Annotated in this window: 13 protein-coding genes; 6 read left to right on the forward strand and 7 right to left on the reverse strand. The window is 46.2% G+C overall.

Annotated features, from left to right (window positions below; all coding sequences use genetic code 11):
* Nucleotides 1–95: 95 nt before the first annotated feature.
* Nucleotides 96–527 carry a VOC family protein gene (locus tag QOS03_RS05550; protein WP_283575642.1) on the reverse strand — a complete coding sequence of 144 codons (432 nt, stop codon included), beginning with the start codon at nucleotides 525–527 and terminating at the stop codon, nucleotides 96–98.
* Nucleotides 528–788: 261 nt separating this feature from the next.
* On the opposite strand from QOS03_RS05550, the gene QOS03_RS05555 reads away from it, so the two are divergent.
* From QOS03_RS05555 to gndA, 3 genes are all read left to right on the forward strand, one after another.
* Complete coding sequence (locus tag QOS03_RS05555) at nucleotides 789–1,955, forward strand: CynX/NimT family MFS transporter (protein WP_283575643.1); 1,167 nt, start codon at nucleotides 789–791, stop codon at nucleotides 1,953–1,955.
* Between the two features lie 443 nt (nucleotides 1,956–2,398).
* Complete coding sequence (zwf, locus tag QOS03_RS05560) at nucleotides 2,399–3,877, forward strand: glucose-6-phosphate dehydrogenase (protein ID WP_283575644.1); 1,479 nt, start codon at nucleotides 2,399–2,401, stop codon at nucleotides 3,875–3,877.
* A 224-nt stretch (nucleotides 3,878–4,101) separates the two neighbouring features.
* Complete coding sequence (gene gndA, locus QOS03_RS05565) at nucleotides 4,102–5,541, forward strand: NADP-dependent phosphogluconate dehydrogenase (RefSeq protein ID WP_283575645.1); 1,440 nt, start codon at nucleotides 4,102–4,104, stop codon at nucleotides 5,539–5,541.
* Between the two features lie 101 nt (nucleotides 5,542–5,642).
* Here gndA and QOS03_RS05570 read toward each other — a convergent pair whose 3' ends face one another.
* Both QOS03_RS05570 and QOS03_RS05575 read right to left on the reverse strand, forming a co-directional pair.
* Entirely contained in the window at nucleotides 5,643–6,179 is a 537-nt protein-coding gene (locus QOS03_RS05570) for a GNAT family N-acetyltransferase (protein ID WP_283575646.1), read from the reverse strand.
* 237 nt (nucleotides 6,180–6,416) lie between these two features.
* Nucleotides 6,417–6,911, reverse strand: a complete 495-nt coding sequence (locus QOS03_RS05575) for a universal stress protein (protein ID WP_272215842.1) — start codon at nucleotides 6,909–6,911, stop codon at nucleotides 6,417–6,419.
* 189 nt (nucleotides 6,912–7,100) lie between these two features.
* Here QOS03_RS05575 and QOS03_RS05580 point away from each other — a divergent pair, with 189 nt between their 5' ends.
* Nucleotides 7,101–7,562, forward strand: coding sequence for an Lrp/AsnC family transcriptional regulator (locus tag QOS03_RS05580; RefSeq protein WP_283575647.1), 462 nt, complete (start codon nucleotides 7,101–7,103; stop codon nucleotides 7,560–7,562).
* 56 nt (nucleotides 7,563–7,618) lie between these two features.
* Here the strand turns inward: QOS03_RS05580 and pepF are convergent, their stop codons facing one another.
* Together pepF and QOS03_RS05590 are read right to left on the reverse strand one after the other, a co-directional pair.
* The gene (gene pepF, locus QOS03_RS05585; RefSeq protein WP_283575648.1) at nucleotides 7,619–9,415 is read right to left on the reverse strand and encodes an oligoendopeptidase F; all 1,797 of its coding nucleotides are present in this window, start codon (nucleotides 9,413–9,415) and stop codon (nucleotides 7,619–7,621) included.
* A gap of 76 nt (nucleotides 9,416–9,491) precedes the next feature.
* Nucleotides 9,492–10,769, reverse strand: coding sequence for a dicarboxylate/amino acid:cation symporter (locus QOS03_RS05590; protein ID WP_283575649.1), 1,278 nt, complete (start codon nucleotides 10,767–10,769; stop codon nucleotides 9,492–9,494).
* A gap of 605 nt (nucleotides 10,770–11,374) precedes the next feature.
* Between QOS03_RS05590 and QOS03_RS05595 the strand changes: the two genes are divergently transcribed.
* Together QOS03_RS05595 and QOS03_RS05600 are read left to right on the forward strand one after the other, a co-directional pair.
* Nucleotides 11,375–13,333 carry a glycoside-pentoside-hexuronide (GPH):cation symporter gene (locus QOS03_RS05595; protein WP_283575650.1) on the forward strand — a complete coding sequence of 653 codons (1,959 nt, stop codon included), beginning with the start codon at nucleotides 11,375–11,377 and terminating at the stop codon, nucleotides 13,331–13,333.
* Nucleotides 13,334–13,432: 99 nt separating this feature from the next.
* Nucleotides 13,433–15,646: an alpha-galactosidase gene (locus QOS03_RS05600; RefSeq protein ID WP_283575651.1), complete on the forward strand. Its 2,214-nt coding sequence runs from the start codon at nucleotides 13,433–13,435 to the stop codon at nucleotides 15,644–15,646.
* Between the two features lie 60 nt (nucleotides 15,647–15,706).
* Here the strand turns inward: QOS03_RS05600 and msrB are convergent, their stop codons facing one another.
* Nucleotides 15,707–16,132, reverse strand: coding sequence for a peptide-methionine (R)-S-oxide reductase MsrB (gene msrB, locus QOS03_RS05605; protein WP_283575652.1), 426 nt, complete (start codon nucleotides 16,130–16,132; stop codon nucleotides 15,707–15,709).
* A 157-nt stretch (nucleotides 16,133–16,289) separates the two neighbouring features.
* The gene (locus tag QOS03_RS05610) at nucleotides 16,290–16,892 is read right to left on the reverse strand and encodes a nitroreductase family protein (protein ID WP_283575653.1); all 603 of its coding nucleotides are present in this window, start codon (nucleotides 16,890–16,892) and stop codon (nucleotides 16,290–16,292) included.
* Nucleotides 16,893–16,930: the final 38 nt, after the last annotated feature.

Here is a 16,930-nt window from a genome sequence, read left to right on the forward strand (position 1 = left end):
ATTTTTGATTAAATCAAAAATCATAGTTCGCATTTTCTTAGTTAGAAGCTAGAAAATAATAGTTAATTCCCAGCCTCTTATTTATTTCAGAAAATCTATTCTTGCGGAATACCCGCGCTGATCAGCCAGGTAATCCCATACTGGTCAACAATCTGACCTAAATTGCCGCCTAGTTCATGAAGGCCAAAAGGTAAGGTCACGCGCTGAGCGTCACTTGCAGCCAGGCGCTCAAACAATGCCTTGGCACCAGCCTCATCACCACCAAAATCCAAAAGCAGCGAAATTAAAGAAGAGGTCTGGGGATTGCCCATCGTTGCATCGGCACAGACGATTTTCTGTCCGACAATTGAAAACTCGCCATGTGCCGTTGTAGCATCCAAATCATCCAGTGCCAGTCCCAAACTCTCGGCTTGTGCTGCTGAAAGCGGCTGACGGTAAATGATTTCGGCGCCAAACTGTTCCACGTAATAGTGCATGGCTTCACGCGCATTTTCAAAAGTCAAATACGGATAGATTTTTGCCGTCATAGTTTTCCTCCGATAAAGTGTTCTTTTAAATTATAGGGAGCCATAGGTCATTCGTCAAATCACGACTTCGATTCAAAAAAGAGCTAGATAAGCGTGAATGGTCGTTTATTGCGACGAATACTGCATTTTGACGTTCATCTTAATTTTGTTGCATGTAAATCGTTAAACTTTGTGCAAATTCATGTTACAATGACGTGGTCTTAGGAAAGCGGAAATAAATAACTAATTTAAATTGATTCACCATACGAAAGGAATGATATTTTGAACAATACGCGCAAACATAGCGCCTTTTTGATTTTAGGCATTTTCCTGCTAGGCGCCTGCATGCGGACGCCGATAACCTCGATTCCCTCAATCGTTGGCAGTATTGCTGCTTCGTTTCACGTTGCCACTACCAGCCTGGGCATTCTGACTACGATTCCCTTGATCTGCTTTGGTCTGATTGCAGTCGTAGTGCCAATGATCGGTCAACGTTTGGGCAATGAGTTAACGATCGCAATCGCTTTGCTGATTCTTTTTGCTGGTTCCTGGCTGCGCATTCTCAGCTATTCTTCGCTAATGATTGGTACCCTGCTCGTTGGGGTTGGCATTACCTTTTTAAACGTGCTTTTACCAGCCATCATTACTGAGAACCTGCCTGATCGAATCGGGTCAATGACCAGTCTTTACAACGTTTCTTTGGCCCTGTTCTCGGCCATCGGCGCCTACGCCATCACGCCAATTGCTCAAAGCAGCAGCTGGCAGTTCTCGGTAATACTCCTCAGCATGATGGTTTTGGCAACATTGGTATTATGGCTGCCAAATCTGCGCTTCAACCGGCGCGGAACCAGCGAATCTGCAAGCGCTGGCATTAACATGTGGAAAAACAAGACAGCCTGGCTGATCTTGGTCTACTTTGGTCTGTCCTCATTTGTCTTCTACACGACAGTCGCTTGGCTGCCATCAATTGCCATCAGCGCCGGATTGAGCAATAATCAATCCAGCCTGATTGCCGGACTGTTCCAGCTGTTCTCCATGCCAGGAGCCTTTCTGGCACCGTTATGGGCAACCAAGCTGAGTAACCGGACACCGCTGATTCTCGGTGCCGGTATCTTCACGATTTTGGGCTATCTTGGCTTGATGCTGCCATTCCATAGCTTTGGCTGGTTTGTCTTTGTCAGCCTGTTCTTGGCAATTGGAACCTCATCAACGTTTGCCTTGATCATGACCTTGTTCAGCTTAAAGACCAAAACTCCGGTTGATACGGGTAAACTGTCCGGCATGGCTCAATCATTAGGCTATCTGCTGGCCGCAGTTGGTCCGATGGTCGTTGGTAATCTAAAGGCTGCCAGCGGCTCATGGTTTACTGGAGAATTGACTACCATGCTGGTTGCTGCTGTCTTCACTATTTTTGGTGTTTTAAGCGAGCGCAAGCCATACGTTGACTAATTGAAATAAAATTTTCCGCCGGAGCTTAACTCAACCGCTTAACCACGTATAGATAATAATGCCTCAGCGCAATAGCTGATTGGCAGTTCAAACGCTGAAAATCAGTCGTAAGCTGATTTTCGGCGTTTTTTGAGAAAAGGCAAGGAAACACGTTCTTTTAAGGACATGACGAATTGCCTTTCTTTTTTTACTAAAAATTCCAACTTGTGCAAACGATTGCTTTAACGTCAGATCAATGCTGAACTTGAAAATAAAATTTTATTTCGGCCTATACCATTACTTGATAAGCGTTTGACAAAACCCCAGAACGCGCTTTTTGTTGGCGTGGTCCATTTTAAGCTTTGACAAAAAGTGAGGACGCTTTCTAGTGCAGTTTTGAACATAAAAGTATATAATTTAAGCGTTAGAGTGATTTTCTGATATTTTCAGAAGGAGTGAACATTTTGGCTAAGGAAAATAAAGCTTTAATTACGCTGTTCGGGGCAGCCGGCGACCTTGCACAACGCAAGCTGTACCCATCATTATTCAACCTTTACAAGAAAGGCTACCTGGCAGAACATTTTGCTCTGCTTGGTACTTCTCGGCGTCCGCTGAGCGATGAGGACTTCCAACAAATGGTGCTGAAGTCCGTTAACGGTATGGAAAACAAAGAAGGCCAGGCTCAGGCATTTGCTAAGCACTTCTTCTTCCAATCCCATGACGTTACCAAGCCTGAACACTACACTGTGCTTAAGCAACGCCTGGAAGAACTGGACAAGCAATTTGGCGCTGAAGGCAACCGCCTGTTCTACATGTCCATGGCGCCTCAATTCTTTGGCACGATCGCCTTGAACCTGAAGAACCAAGACCTGCTGACCAAGGATGGCTTCAATCGTCTGGTTATCGAAAAGCCATTTGGTCGTGACTACGAATCAGCTAAGAAGCTGAACGACGAACTGTCACAAACGTTCAACGAAAACCAGATCTTCCGGATTGACCACTACCTGGGTAAGGAAATGGTTCAAAACATCCAAGCACTGCGTTTTGGCAACACGATCATCGAATCATTGTGGAACAACCGCTACATCGACAACATTCAAGTTACGCTGAGCGAAAAGCTGGGTGTTGAAGAACGTGCCGGCTACTACGACCAATCCGGTGCTCTGCGTGACATGGTGCAAAACCACATCATGCAAATCGTTGCTCAACTGGCAATGGAACAACCAGTTGCCTTTACCGACTCCGACGTCCGGGTTGAAAAGATCAAGGCACTGCGCTCACTGCGGGTCTACACGCCATCAGAAGCAGCTGCCAACTTTGTTCGTGGCCAATACGGTGCCGGTGACGACACGAATGCCTACCGTAATGAAGATGGTGTTGATCCAAACTCCATTACGGAAACTTTTGTCGCTGCCAAATTAATGTTTGACAACTACCGTTGGTCTGGCGTTCCTTTCTACGTACGGACTGGTAAGAAGCTGGCTGACAAGTTCACCCGCATCGATGTTGTCTTCAAGAAGCCACTGATCGACATCTTTGCCAACCCACGGATGAAGAGCGAACAATCTCTGAACTCCAACGTTTTGACGATCTTTGTTGAACCAAACTCCGGCTTCTCACTGCGCTTGAACGCTAAGCGCGCCGGCCAAGGCTTTACCACTGAACCAGTTGACTTGAAGTACCTGCAAAGCGACGAAGCCAAGAACGAATCACCAGAACCATACGAACGTCTCTTCCACGATGCACTGGAAGGCAACCACACCAACTTTGCATCATGGGCTGAAATTGCCTACGCATGGAAGTTCGTTGACGTTATCCGTAAGCTGTGGGACATTGAAGAACCTCAATTCCCTAACTACACGCCTGGTTCAATGGGCCCAGCTGCTTCTGATGAGCTGCTGGCACGCGATGGCCGTCAATGGGTTTACCATCTGAATCACTAAAATCAAAGATCGATTTAATCGGTTTTGTGAAAAATTTTTACTTAAAGCTCAAACAATTGTTTTTCAGTTGATTGAGCTTTTTACTTAATTTTTCATATTTTATCGATTAGTTTAATGTAAAGATTGTGCAAGGTTTAGCAAATATTTCTTCAACTTTTAGCGCTTTCTGGTATAATAGTTTCTGTAAATGATGTAATTAAGTTTTTAAGGAGTGTGACAACACAATGTCAGATCAAAAAGCGCAAATTGGTGTTGTTGGTTTGGCCGTTATGGGCAAGAACCTGGCACTGAACATTGAAAGCCGCGGCTTTACTGTTGGTGTATACAACCGTAGCCGTTCACGTACCGATGAAATGATGCGTGACCACAGCGACAAGAAGCTGATTCCTAGCTACACGGTTGAAGAATTCGTCAACTCTCTGGAAAAGCCTCGTCGTATCCTGATGATGGTTAAGGCCGGCAAGCCAACTGACGCTGTTATTGAAGAACTCCTGCCATTGCTTGACAAGGGTGACGTGCTGATCGACGGTGGTAACACCAACTTCCACGACACGATGGCACGGAACGCTAAGCTGGATGAATCCGGCATCAACTTCATCGGCATGGGTGTTTCCGGTGGTGAACTGGGTGCCCTGCAAGGTCCTTCCCTGATGCCTGGTGGCCAAAAGGAAGCTTATGACCTGGTTGAACCTATCCTGACGCAAATCGCTGCCAAGGCTGAAGACGGCAAGCCATGTGTTTCCTACATCGGTCCTAACGGTGCCGGCCACTACGTAAAGATGGTTCACAATGGTATCGAATACGGTGACGAAGAACTGATCGACGAAAGCTACAACATTATGCGTAATGTTCTGGGCCTTTCCGTTGACGAAATGGCTGACATCTTCGCTGAATGGAACAAGGGCGAACTGGACAGCTACCTGGTTGAAATCACCGCTGACATCCTGACTCGCAAGGATGACCTGGGTGAAGACAAGTCCAAGCCTATCGTTGACATGATCCTTGACCGTGGTGCCAACAAGGGTACTGGTAAGTGGAGTTCTGAAACTGCCCTTGACGGTGGTGCTCCACAATCCGTTATCACGGAAGCCGTTTACGCACGTTACATCTCCATGCTGAAGGACGAACGTGTGGCTGCAAGCAAGGTTCTGCCAGAAGATGTTGAAAAGCCAACGCTTACTGACGACCAAAAGAAGGAACTGGTTGAAAAGGTTCGTGAAGCCCTCTACTTCGGTAAGGTTATGAGCTACGCACAAGGTTTCGAACAAATGCGGATCGACTCCGAACGCTACGACTGGAACCTGAAGTTTGGTGAACTGGCTCAAATCTGGCGTGAAGGATGCATTATCCGTGCACAATTCCTGCAAAAGATTACGGATGCCTTTGAAAAGGATCCTGAGCTGAAGAACCTGCTGCTGGACGACTACTTCAAAGACATTGCCAAGAAGTACCAAAAGGCTACGCGTGAAGTCGTATCCATGGCCATCAACGCTGGTATTCCTGTACCATCCCTGGCTGCTGCCATCAACTACTACGACTCCTACCGTGCTGAAGTTCTGCCTGCCAACCTGCTGCAAGCACAACGTGACTACTTCGGTGCTCACACGTACGAACGTGTTGACCGCCCAGGCAACTTCCACTACGGCTGGTACGTCGAACAATAAAAATCAATTAGACTTGATTTCAAAGCGTCGATCCCTAGTGTTCGGCGCTTTTTTATTCTGAACTCAAAAAGCGTCCCGCAACTGGCAGGACGCTTTATTTATTATTCAGTTAACAGTGCTTGGGAAGTTGATCGTTGTAGGTGGCGATACCAGTGATCACCAATCATAATTTGACCTGCATCGTCAAATCCCAAGCGACGGTATAGCCGTTCTGCCTTTGGATTGGCGACGTCGACATTTAAACCGATCGTTTCATATTCCAAAGCAGCGGCATGTTTAATAATCGCATCAATCAAAGCCGTTGCGATCCCCATACCACGATAATTGGCATCAACTGCCAGTGAATCCAGATAAAACTCGTTGGCAAATGACTCCGGATCCGCGAAGAAATTAACATCGCGAATTGATGGAATTGGGGCCGCGGCTTCTTGATATACTCGGTTGACCGCAGTTTCGTTGTTGTCTGGATAGCCAAACGCCATCCCCACGACTCGGCCATCGACTTCTGCGACAAACGTGGTTGCCACATAGCCAAGCAGTGCTCGGTCGCGGTAAGCATTATAAATCATCCTCTGGGGGGCTTCATCGGGAACCGACTCAAACTCCTCCAGCTCCATTTCATCATAAATCAAAGACATTAACGGTACTATCTGGCCGGCGTCTTCTGGCTCGGCCTTGCGAATCGTATAAATAAATATCCCTCCAAAATAGTTTGATGCGAGTTAATTATATGGGAGAAGTCAGCACCTTGGCAAGAAAAGATGAGAAATTTATTAAAAACATAATCGTCACATATCAAAATGAGTGTTAAAATATCAAAAAGCCGTAACCCGATAACTCGAATTACGACCTTGGAATGGTTTATTTAATTAAGCTTATTTTTTCTTAGCGTCCTTGTCGTCAGCTGGTACCTCGTTGTTTAAGTCGGTCCGCACAACCAGTACGTCAACTGGGGCATTCCGCTTAACAAAGGACGTAACTGAACCAACCATTGCCCGTTGCAGACGCGTCAGGCCGCTGGCACCCATCATGATCAGATCATTTTGGTGATCGCGTGGGAAATCAAAGGAAATAACCGTCTTCGGGTTTCCCAGACGAATGTGGATGTCGATGTTGTCAAAGCCCTGCTTTTGCTTAGCGTTGTCGTAAAGCTCATCTAAGTAGTCCTTTGACTTGTCGACCAGCTGGTAGGCAATGCTGCTGTCTGACATGCCAGCAAAGTTGTATGCCATTGCCCGCGTATCGATAACGTTTAAAATGTCGATATGTGCATCGTTACGCTTTGCAACCGCAATCGCCTTGTTCAGTGCCCGTTCAGCTTGCTTGGATCCGTCAACCGGGACGAGAATGTTTTGATATTCTTGATTCATAGTTATGACCTCCAATTCACACGACTTAATTGTTATCCTTATTGTACCATAATGATAGCGGAATCATTTGATTTTTATATGGTAAAAAGTAATAATTAGCTAAATTATTTTGACAATAAACCATTTACATTGTATTTTTTCACAATTTAAAGACATTAATTTGTGATTAGTTAAAAGGAGTGGATTTCATTGGACAAGATCGATCGTCAAATTATCAACATGCTGCAGGAAAATGCCCGCGTATCGTTAAAAGAACTTTCCGCTGCCTGCTATATTTCCTCACCAGCCATTGCCGCTCGCATCAACAAACTGGAAAAGTCCGGCATCATCACTGGCTTTCACACCAGCGTCAATCTCGAAAAGCTGGACTACCACGTCAAGGCCTTCGTTCAATTGCAGCTGGAACCACGCCAAAAAAAGGAATTCTATCCTTATATTGCTCAGGTTCCCAACGTAATCGAATGCAATTGTGTTACCGGGGATTTTTCTGAGGTTATGGAAGTTGTATTTCCTTCGACCTCAGATCTCGATGACTTTATCAATGAGATTCAGCAGCGCTTTGGCAAGACCAGCACCCAGATCGTCTTTTCAACCAGCGTCAATCACCGTGGCGTTAAATTACCTCAGCCGGAAGCAGTTAAAGAGTCATAAAAGCAATCATAATAAATAAACAGCTGCGACGACATTGGCCACAGCTGTTTTGTGTTTTAGAGCAGCTTTTCGATTTGATCCAGGCGCTTTTCAAACAAGGCAAAGGCCCGTTCTAGGTAGGCACTGTCGGTTACATCAATGCCTGCGCGCTTTAAAAGCGTTACCGGATCATCACTGCCACCCGCACGTAATAGGTCCAAATAACGATCCAAGGCGCCCGGCTCACGCTGCCAGACCGCTTCAGAAAGCGCCGTTGAAATTGCCCATGACGTTGCATACTGGTAAACATAATAGTTCATGTAAAAATGCGGTACATAGGCCCAGCTCTGCGTTCGTGTCCCAGTTTCTTCAATCGTAGGTCCATAGTACTTATTAACCAGCTTACCGCTCAGCTCATCTAAGAAATCGGCCGTCAGCGTTTGGCCACTTTGTTCAGCCTTGTAGGCGGCATCCTCAAATTCAGCAAATTGCGTCTGCCGATAGATCGTACCGATAAAACCGGTAATGTATTGTTCCAAAATAAAGATCAGCTTTTTAGGATCATCTTGATATTTTTCCAGCAGATAGTCAGTCAAAATGTTTTCATTAAACGTTGAGGCGACCTCAGCCAAAAAGATGGGAGCATCGGCATACTCGGAAGGCTGCACCTGCTGAGCCAGCCAACTATGCATGGCATGACCGGACTCATGCGCCAAAACGAACGTACTGTAAAGTTTATCGGTCCAGTTTAGTAAAATAAACGGATTAGCCGTGTAGACACCGACTTGATAGCCACCGGAACGCTTGCCAATATTTTCGGCCGCATCGATCCAGCGATGATCAAATTCATCTTTTAGCCCCTTAAGATATTCTGGTCCCATCACTTGCAGCGCATCCCAGGTCAGCTGCTTACCCTGCTCAAAAGTCGTCTTGAGCATATCTTCACCAGCTAATGGTACATTAACATCATATTTGTACATTTTGTCCAAGCCTAAAACACGTTTCTTGAGCGCATACCAGCGATAGACCAGATCCAGATGCTGATTGACGGTTTTTACCAAGGTATCATAGACGCTTTCAGGAATATTATTGGCTCCTAAAGCCGCTGCCCGTGCACTTGGATAATGACGAACCTGAGCTAGCGCATTTTCGGTGCCGATAAAGCTGTTCAAAGTCTGGGCAAATGTATTGCGCAGTTCATGGTACGGCTTTTCGTAGGCCAAAACGGCTTCCTTGCGCACGGCACGGTTTTGCGACTCATTGAATTGACTACGGTTGCCATGTGTCAGCTCAACCAGCTGGCCGTTTTCATCATGCACCTTGCCAAACTTCAAGTCGGCATCATTGAGCGTGTTATAAATTTCTTCAGCACTATCCAACGACTTGTTCAAGCGGCTTAGCAGCGTTTCTTCGGCTTTGGAAAGGACGTGCTTTTTTTGCCGCCGCAGTTTGGTCATTTCATACTGATACTCAGTCAGTCCCGGCTCACTTTGCATCAATTTTTCAAAGTCGTTATCACTGATTGCCGTAATCTCTGGTTGAACGAATGCCAGCTCGGCCTCAATCTTAGTAGCAGCATTAACGACCATCCCGTACAGCGTTACGGCCATCGAGTCCGTTGTATCACTGTCGCGGCGTAGCATCCCATAAACGAATTCGCGCTCTAATTCTTCGCTGATGGCTTTATTTTCGTTCAGGTTCTTTAAAAACGTCTTGCCGTCACTGGCAAAGCTGCCGGCAGTTTTGGCCAAGGCTGCCGCTTTTTGTTCGGTTTCTTGCAGTGCTGTTTCCATTGCGTCATCAGATTTGTAAAGCAGCGTCAGGTCCCACTTGAGCTCTTGGGGCACTTCACTGCGCTTAAGCTGTTTTTCCATTATTTTCCTCCTATAAACTCATGTATAACTAATTATACAAAAAAGCATCGCTGAGATTTACAGCGATGCTTTATTTTTAACCTTGGTAGTTATCCAGATATTGATTGTATTTTTCGTGATCCAATGATTTTTCGGATTGACCGATAACCAGCGTAGCAATCGTGTTGCCGACCACGTTGACAGCCGTCCGTCCCATATCAACGAATCGATCGATACCGGCAATAAACGTCAATCCGGCAACTGGCACGCCAATTGTTGATACCGAAGCCAACAAGACAACAAATGATGCCCCTGGCACCCCGGCCATCCCCTTAGAGGTAATCATCAAGACAACCAGCAGCGTAATCTGGTGGGCAATCGTCAAATGAATGCCATAAGCCTGAGCCAAAAACAGTGCGGCCAGTGCTTGATAGATTGCCGAACCATCCAGGTTGAACGTGTAGCCGGTTGGAATAACGAATGAGGCAATCCCTTTGTCGACCCCCATCTTTTGGGTCTTAGCCATCAGCCGTGGCAGCGTAGCCTCTGAGCTGGCCGTTGAAAAGGCAATTGCGATTTCTTCCATAACAACGTGCATTGTCTTCCAGTAGCGCAGATGGAAAATCTTGGCCACGATACCCAAAACGACAACCACGAAGATAACCATCGTTGCATAGGCAATTACAACAAACAATCCTAATGGCAGCAACGCCTTGAGACCCATTTCGGCAATTGTCATCCCGATCAGCCCAAAGACCCCAATTGGCGAGAACTTCATTACCCAGTTGGTAACTTTGAACATCGTTTCGGAAATGGCATTCATAAAGTCGATGATGATCTTGCCGCTTTCGCCCAGTGAGGCCACGCCCAAACCAAAGAAGACCGAGAAAAAGATTACTGGCAGCATGTCACCGTCTGCAATCGACTTAAAGATGTTGGTTGGTACGATTGAGATCAAAAGGTCCCAGATGCCACTATGCTTGGATGCCGATTTGGCAGTCGTCAGATACTGTGAAATATCCGAGGCATGCAGATCGTGAATGTTGATGTAGGTACCAGGATGCAAGACGTTGCCGACGATCATCCCCAGCAAAAGCGCGATTGTCGTTAAAACTTCAAAGTAGATCAGCGTTTTAACCCCAATCCGGCCTAGTTTCTTAATGTCACCAATATTGGCAATCCCGATCGTTAAACATGAGATCACAATCGGCATTACGATCATCTGAATCAGCCGTAGAAAAATCGTACCCAGGCTCTGCATTACCTTGATGGCACCAGTATTTTGGTAGGTCATAGCCCCAACGATAATCCCCAAGACGAGTCCGATCATAATCTGCCAGCCCAGTGACAGTCGAGCAAAGCGATAACGTTTCATGCGATATTCCATCCTTCCGTTAATTTGGATTGCAATAACGATGCATTAATAAGTTCATGTTCAAATAACCGACCGCCAAAAATTATTTCCAATTAAAGGGTCTCACCGGTCTCACCGGGATCATTTCCGATCAGACCCGCTCATCTTGAATTTATTGTTCAAACTATTGCGGTTGCAAGATGCCAAAAGCCCTTGTTTTCGTATCGTTATTTCACTCACAAATTAAGTTCATCTATATCCGAAAGCTTATTTTACACTGTTATTTATAAAAAGTGAACAATTATTTTTAGATTTAGTTTGTTCGTTCGGTAACAACGTATATAGAGTCCGTATTTTACGTTTATTGTAAACGATTTCGCAAGGGCGTTTTTGATTGATTCCCGAAAATTAGTACCACTAACAATTGATAAGGTTCGCCAATTTTTTATCATTTTTTATCTGTACTACAAAGACCGTTATGTCGCATTGGAAACGTTTTGATCATTTTTTAACAAGTATTTTTAACTAAATTTTTTACTATTTTTTATTGATTTAATTTTTGAAAGCGCTTAATATAATTCCAGAGAGTTTTAAGTAAATGTCTTTTCAAGGAGGAAGGCTAGATTATGAATGAGGCGAGTTCCAAATCACAATCGATGGCTTCTCGAGTAGCATATTCGTTTGGTGCTTTCGGGCACGATATGTTCTACGGGATGCTGTCAACGTACTTTATGATGTTTGTTACCGGTCACCTGTTCAACAGCAACAGTGGTGGCCAAGCAGCCCACATGGTTTCTTTCATTACGATTACCATTATGGTGCTGCGGATCGTTGAATTGTTCATTGACCCATTTATCGGTAACGTTATCGACAAGACCGATACTAAATGGGGACACTTTAAGCCATGGGTTGTTGCCGGTGGTATCGTTTCTGCCGTTACAATTTCCCTGCTGTTCACTAATCTGTGGGGTCTGACTTACAAGAATCCAGTTTTGTACCTCGTCGTATTTGCAATTTTATATATTACGATGGATATCTTCTATTCCTTTAACGACGTGGCTTTCTGGTCAATGATTCCTGCCATCTCATTTGACTCGGCAGAACGTGAAAAGACGGCTACCTTTGCCCGGGTTGGCTCCACGCTTGGTGGTCAGCTGGTCGGCGTGGTCGTTATGCCAATCGTTTTGGCATTCTCGCTCTCCTCAAATGGTGGCTCCGGTGATAGCCGCGGTTGGTTTGCCTTTGCCGCAATCGTTGCCGCGATTTCCGCAATCACGGCCTGCGGAGTTGGTGTTTTCACGCACGAAAAGAAGAACGAACTGCGTGAAAACAAGGAAAACACGACTTTCAAGAAGGTCTTTGGGGTTCTGCTCCACAACGACCAATTAATGGCAATTGCTGTTACCTACCTGGTTTACACGACTGGGGTTCAAATCGTTAATTCCTTCCAACTGTACTACTTCACCTATATTCTGGGTCGGGCAAGCACCTACACGCTGTATGCACTAATCAACGGCGTTATTGGTGCCGTTACGGTTGCTCTGTTCCCTGCTCTGGCTAAGAAGTTCAGTCGGATGAAGGTCTTCTATTACTCAATCCTGGTTCTGCTGATTGGTTTGGCAATCTTTGCCTTTGCCGGTCAATCTCTGCCAATGGTTATTCTTGGTGGTGCCATTTACATGCTACCACAGCCACTGATCTTCATGGTTGTTTTGATGATCATCACTGACTCGGTTGAATATGGTCAATTGAAGCTTGGTCACCGTGACGAAGCCGTTACGCTTTCCGTTCGTCCACTGTTGGACAAGTTCGGTGGTGCCGTTGCCGGCGGTGTCGTTGGGATGACAGCTACAGCTGCTGGCATGATCTCTGGCGCTACGGCATCCGACATTACGGCTCACGGTGCGGGGATCTTCAAGCTTATGATGTTCGCCGTTCCTGCAATTCTGATTCTTTTAGGTGTCCTGTGCTTCAAGAGCAAGGTTAAGCTGGATGAGAAGATGCACGCTCAAATCGTTGACGAACTGGAACAATCTTGGCACCAACACCTGGAAGGCAATGACAGCGTTCGGGAAGAACTGGCTGAAGATGCCAACCTGGCTGAAGATCTGGTCATCGACTTCAAGGCACCAGTCAGCGGTACTTTGATGCCACTGTCTCAGGTAGGCTCTAAGCCATTTGCTGATGGCACGATGGGGCTTGGTATTGCCATCAAGCCATCTGATGGGCAAGTCTTTGCACCATTCTCAGGAACTGTGGTTGCAGACTTCCCGACTACTCGTCATGCAATCGGTCTGGAAACCAACAATGGCGTTCCGGTTCTGATTCACGTCGGTGTTGATACGGTGCAGATGCGTGGGACTGGATTTATCAACTATGTCGTCAAAGGCCAGCACGTTGCGGCCGGCGAAAAGCTGATGGAATTCTGGGCACCAGCAATCAAGAAGGCTGGTCATGACGATACGGTTATGATTGCCTTTACCAAGTCTGAAAAGGCACCTAAGTATACTTTGACCTACGTCAAGAAAGATGGCGAAGTCAAGGTTGGCGACACCATTATGCAAATTGAAGTCAAAAAAGACTAATTAGACTAATTGAATGATCAAAAAGTCGGTTGGCCTTAAAAAAGCTCGACTGCAGCAGTCGGGCTTTTTGTTTGTCATTTATTCATGGAGGAATTTAATATGAGTATCCAAGTTAATGCCAACAATCAACTGTTTCACCTGCAGACCAAGCACACCAGCTATGTCTTCCACGTTATCGAGGATGGGTCACTGGGACAGCTCTACTATGGTCCAAAGATCCCCTTCAAAGACGACTATGCCAATCTCAACACGCGTGAAGAACACGACTGTACCAACACGCGTACCGATGAAGACGTTGAGTTTCAAGCTGAGCTGCTAAAGCAGGAATACGCTGGATTGGGCAAGGGCGACTACCGCTATCCTGCTTTTCAGATCACATATCCAAACGGCTCACGGACCTCGGAATTCCAATACCGCGACTATGAAATCAAAAACGGCAAGGAACGCCTTGAAAAGCTGCCTTCAACGTTTGCCGATGATAGCAATGATTCACAAACGCTGACCGTTAAATTAATGGATGGCGACCTGGAATTGCAGCTGCACTATACCGTTTTTGCCGATGAAGACGTGATCGTGCGCAGTGCAACGTTTGTCAACCACGGTAAGACCGTCTTTTTGAACCGTACCTTGAGTGCGCAATTGGATCTGCCAGATGCAGACTACGACTTTATCCAATTTGCCGGCTCCTGGTCGCGTGAACGGCATCTGCATCGCAGCCATCTGCGACCGGGTACGCAAAGCATTTCGAGTCTGCGGACGGCTTCCAGTCATCAGGAAAATCCATTCTTTATGCTGGCCCGGCCACACACTGACAATAATCAAGGCGCTGTTTTCGGCTTTAACTTTGTCTACTCAGGCAACTTCTTGGATTCAATCGAGGTTGATCAATTCGATACTACTCGCGTCTTAATTGGTATCAATCCTGATGAATTCGGCTGGAAGCTTAATGAAGGCGACTCTTTCCAAACTCCAGAAGCCATCTTCAGCTATACCGACAATGGCTTTAATGCACTTTCCCAGCAATTGGGCGTCTTTTATGCCCAGCACTTGATTAACCCGCACTTTGCCCACCAGGAACGGCCAATTCTGATCAACAACTGGGAAGCCACATTCATGGACTTTACCGAAGACAAATTAATGCCAATCGTTGAACGTGCCAAGGAATTAGGCATCGAAATGTTCGTGCTTGACGATGGTTGGTTTGGACATCGCGATGACGACCGCTCCAGCTTGGGTGATTGGTTTGTTGACGAAAAGAAGTTCAATCATGGCATTGCCGAATTTGCCAAGCGTGTTCACGATCTGGACATGAAGTTTGGGCTGTGGTTTGAACCAGAAATGATCTCAATTGACAGCAAGCTTTATGAAACGCACCCTGAATGGATGATCAAGACGCCAGGTCGTGGTCAAACACCGGGTCGCCATCAATTCGTCTTGGACATGAGCCGCAAGGAAGTCGTTGACTATCTGTTTAAATTGATGAGCCACATTATTCAAGATGCCAAGCTGGACTACATTAAATGGGACATGAATCGTAACATCACCGAAATGTACGGCGCCAACCTTCCTTTCGATCAGCAATTGGAATTCTCGCACCGCTATATTCTAGGTGTCTATGACCTCTATGACCGCCTGACCAAAGCCTTTCCGAACGTCTTGTTTGAATCGTGTGCATCTGGTGGTGGCCGCTTTGACCTCGGGATGATGTACTACGCGCCACAAGCCTGGTGCAGCGATGACACTGACGCCGTTGAGCGCATCAAGATTCAAGACGGTACCTCCTATGGCTACACGCCTTCAATGTGGGGTGCCCACGTTTCAGCTGTACCAAATGATCAGGTTGGCCGGTTGACCTCAATTGATATGCGCGCTAAAGTCGCCTACTTCGGTGCCTTTGGCTATGAGCTGGACGTCACTAAGCTTAGTGATGAGGAACAGGCCGAAATCAAGCAGCAGGTCGCCTTTTACAAGAAGTATCGCAAGCTCTTCCAGTTTGGAACGTTCTATCGTCTAGAAACGCCAGACACCAACGAAAACGTCTATGGCTGGGAAACCGTCAGTCCGGATAAAAAGACGGCTATCGGCATGCGCTATCAAATCCTTAACGGTGCCAACCCAGCCTACATCCGCTACTACTTCAAAGGGCTGGATCCAGAACGTCGCTACACGGTCAATGATGGCTCAGAAGTCTTCTCCGGTGCCGAATTGATGAATGCCGGCTATTTCGTACCACGTGTCATGAGCCGTCTGCAATCGCCAAAAGCACCATCTGATTTCCACGCTGATATGTTTATCGTCAAAGCCGTTGACTAATAGCATCAACAATAAATAAACCGTACTGACAGCTGCCGGTACGGTTTTTATTTATGTATGTTACTTATCATCTGCTTCAAATAGGCTGCGATACTCACCATAGCCGGCTTCTTTTAGCTGGTCATACGGAATAAAGCGCAAAGCCGCCGAATTAATGCAGTAGCGCAGCCCACCTTGATCCAGTGGTCCATCACAAAAAACGTGCCCCAGATGCGAATCAGCCTGCAGACTGCGCACTTCGGTTCTTTCCATGCCAAACGACTGATCACGCTTTTCTTTGAGTTTGGCAATCGGTTTGGTAAACGCCGGCCAGCCACAACCTGAATCGAACTTATCCAACGAAGAAAACAGCGGCTCGCCACTAACAACGTCAACATAGATGCCTTTTTCAAAAAATTGATCATATTTACCAGTAAACGGTGGTTCAGTAGCGGCCTCTTGCGTGACGCGATACTGCATTTCAGTCAGCTTGTTTTTGTCAGTCATCTCAATTCCTCATTTCGTACTTGCCAAACGATTGATTGCTTGTCATTCAGCATTTTGATTTTGGTCATTGTATCATTTGGCATTGGATTATCGTAAAAATATGCCTACTACTAAAAAAGCGACCTGAATTTTTCAGATCGCTCTATTATTAAGCTTATCAAGCGCCAAATACCTTAAACCGCTTTTCAGCAGGCATGACGTCTTTTTCGCCGGCTGGTGCGTCAATCGATCCAAATGGCATCTCTGCCCGCAACTGCCAAGTCTCTGGAATATCAAACGCCTTGGCAATCGCTTCATCAATCAGCGGGTTATAGTGCTGCAGCGATGCGCCTAGGCCTTGAACAGACAGGGCTTCCCAAACTGCCTGTTGAGCGCCGCCAAGTGCCTGCTCAGCCCAGCCGGCAAAGTTAGCCGCATATGAAGGAAAATCATTTTCCAGCTGCTTGACGGTTGCCGTTTCGGTAAAGTAAAGGATGGTCCCGAACGCTTTAAAACTGTTGACCTTAGCTTCCGTCTTGGCAAACGCAGCATCGTCTTTGACTACCTTGCGCAATTCAGCCAAAACAATGTCCCAGACCTTATCGGAATCTTCGCCAAACGTGATTACAGCCCGGACCGTCTGACTGTTAAAAGCAGATGGCGACTGTTCGATGGCTTCTTCAATCAGATTAACCAGCATCTGTTTGTCTTCCTTGACGTTTTTGCCCAGGTTGTAGATAGAACGGCGCTTAGCCTGCAGTTTAGTAAATTCGTTGGTCATATTATCACCTCATGATTGATTGTCTGTTGTGTATGTTT

It is taken from the genome of Limosilactobacillus pulli, assembly GCF_947381555.1.
GTDB classification, from domain to species: Bacteria; Bacillota; Bacilli; order Lactobacillales; family Lactobacillaceae; genus Limosilactobacillus; species Limosilactobacillus pulli.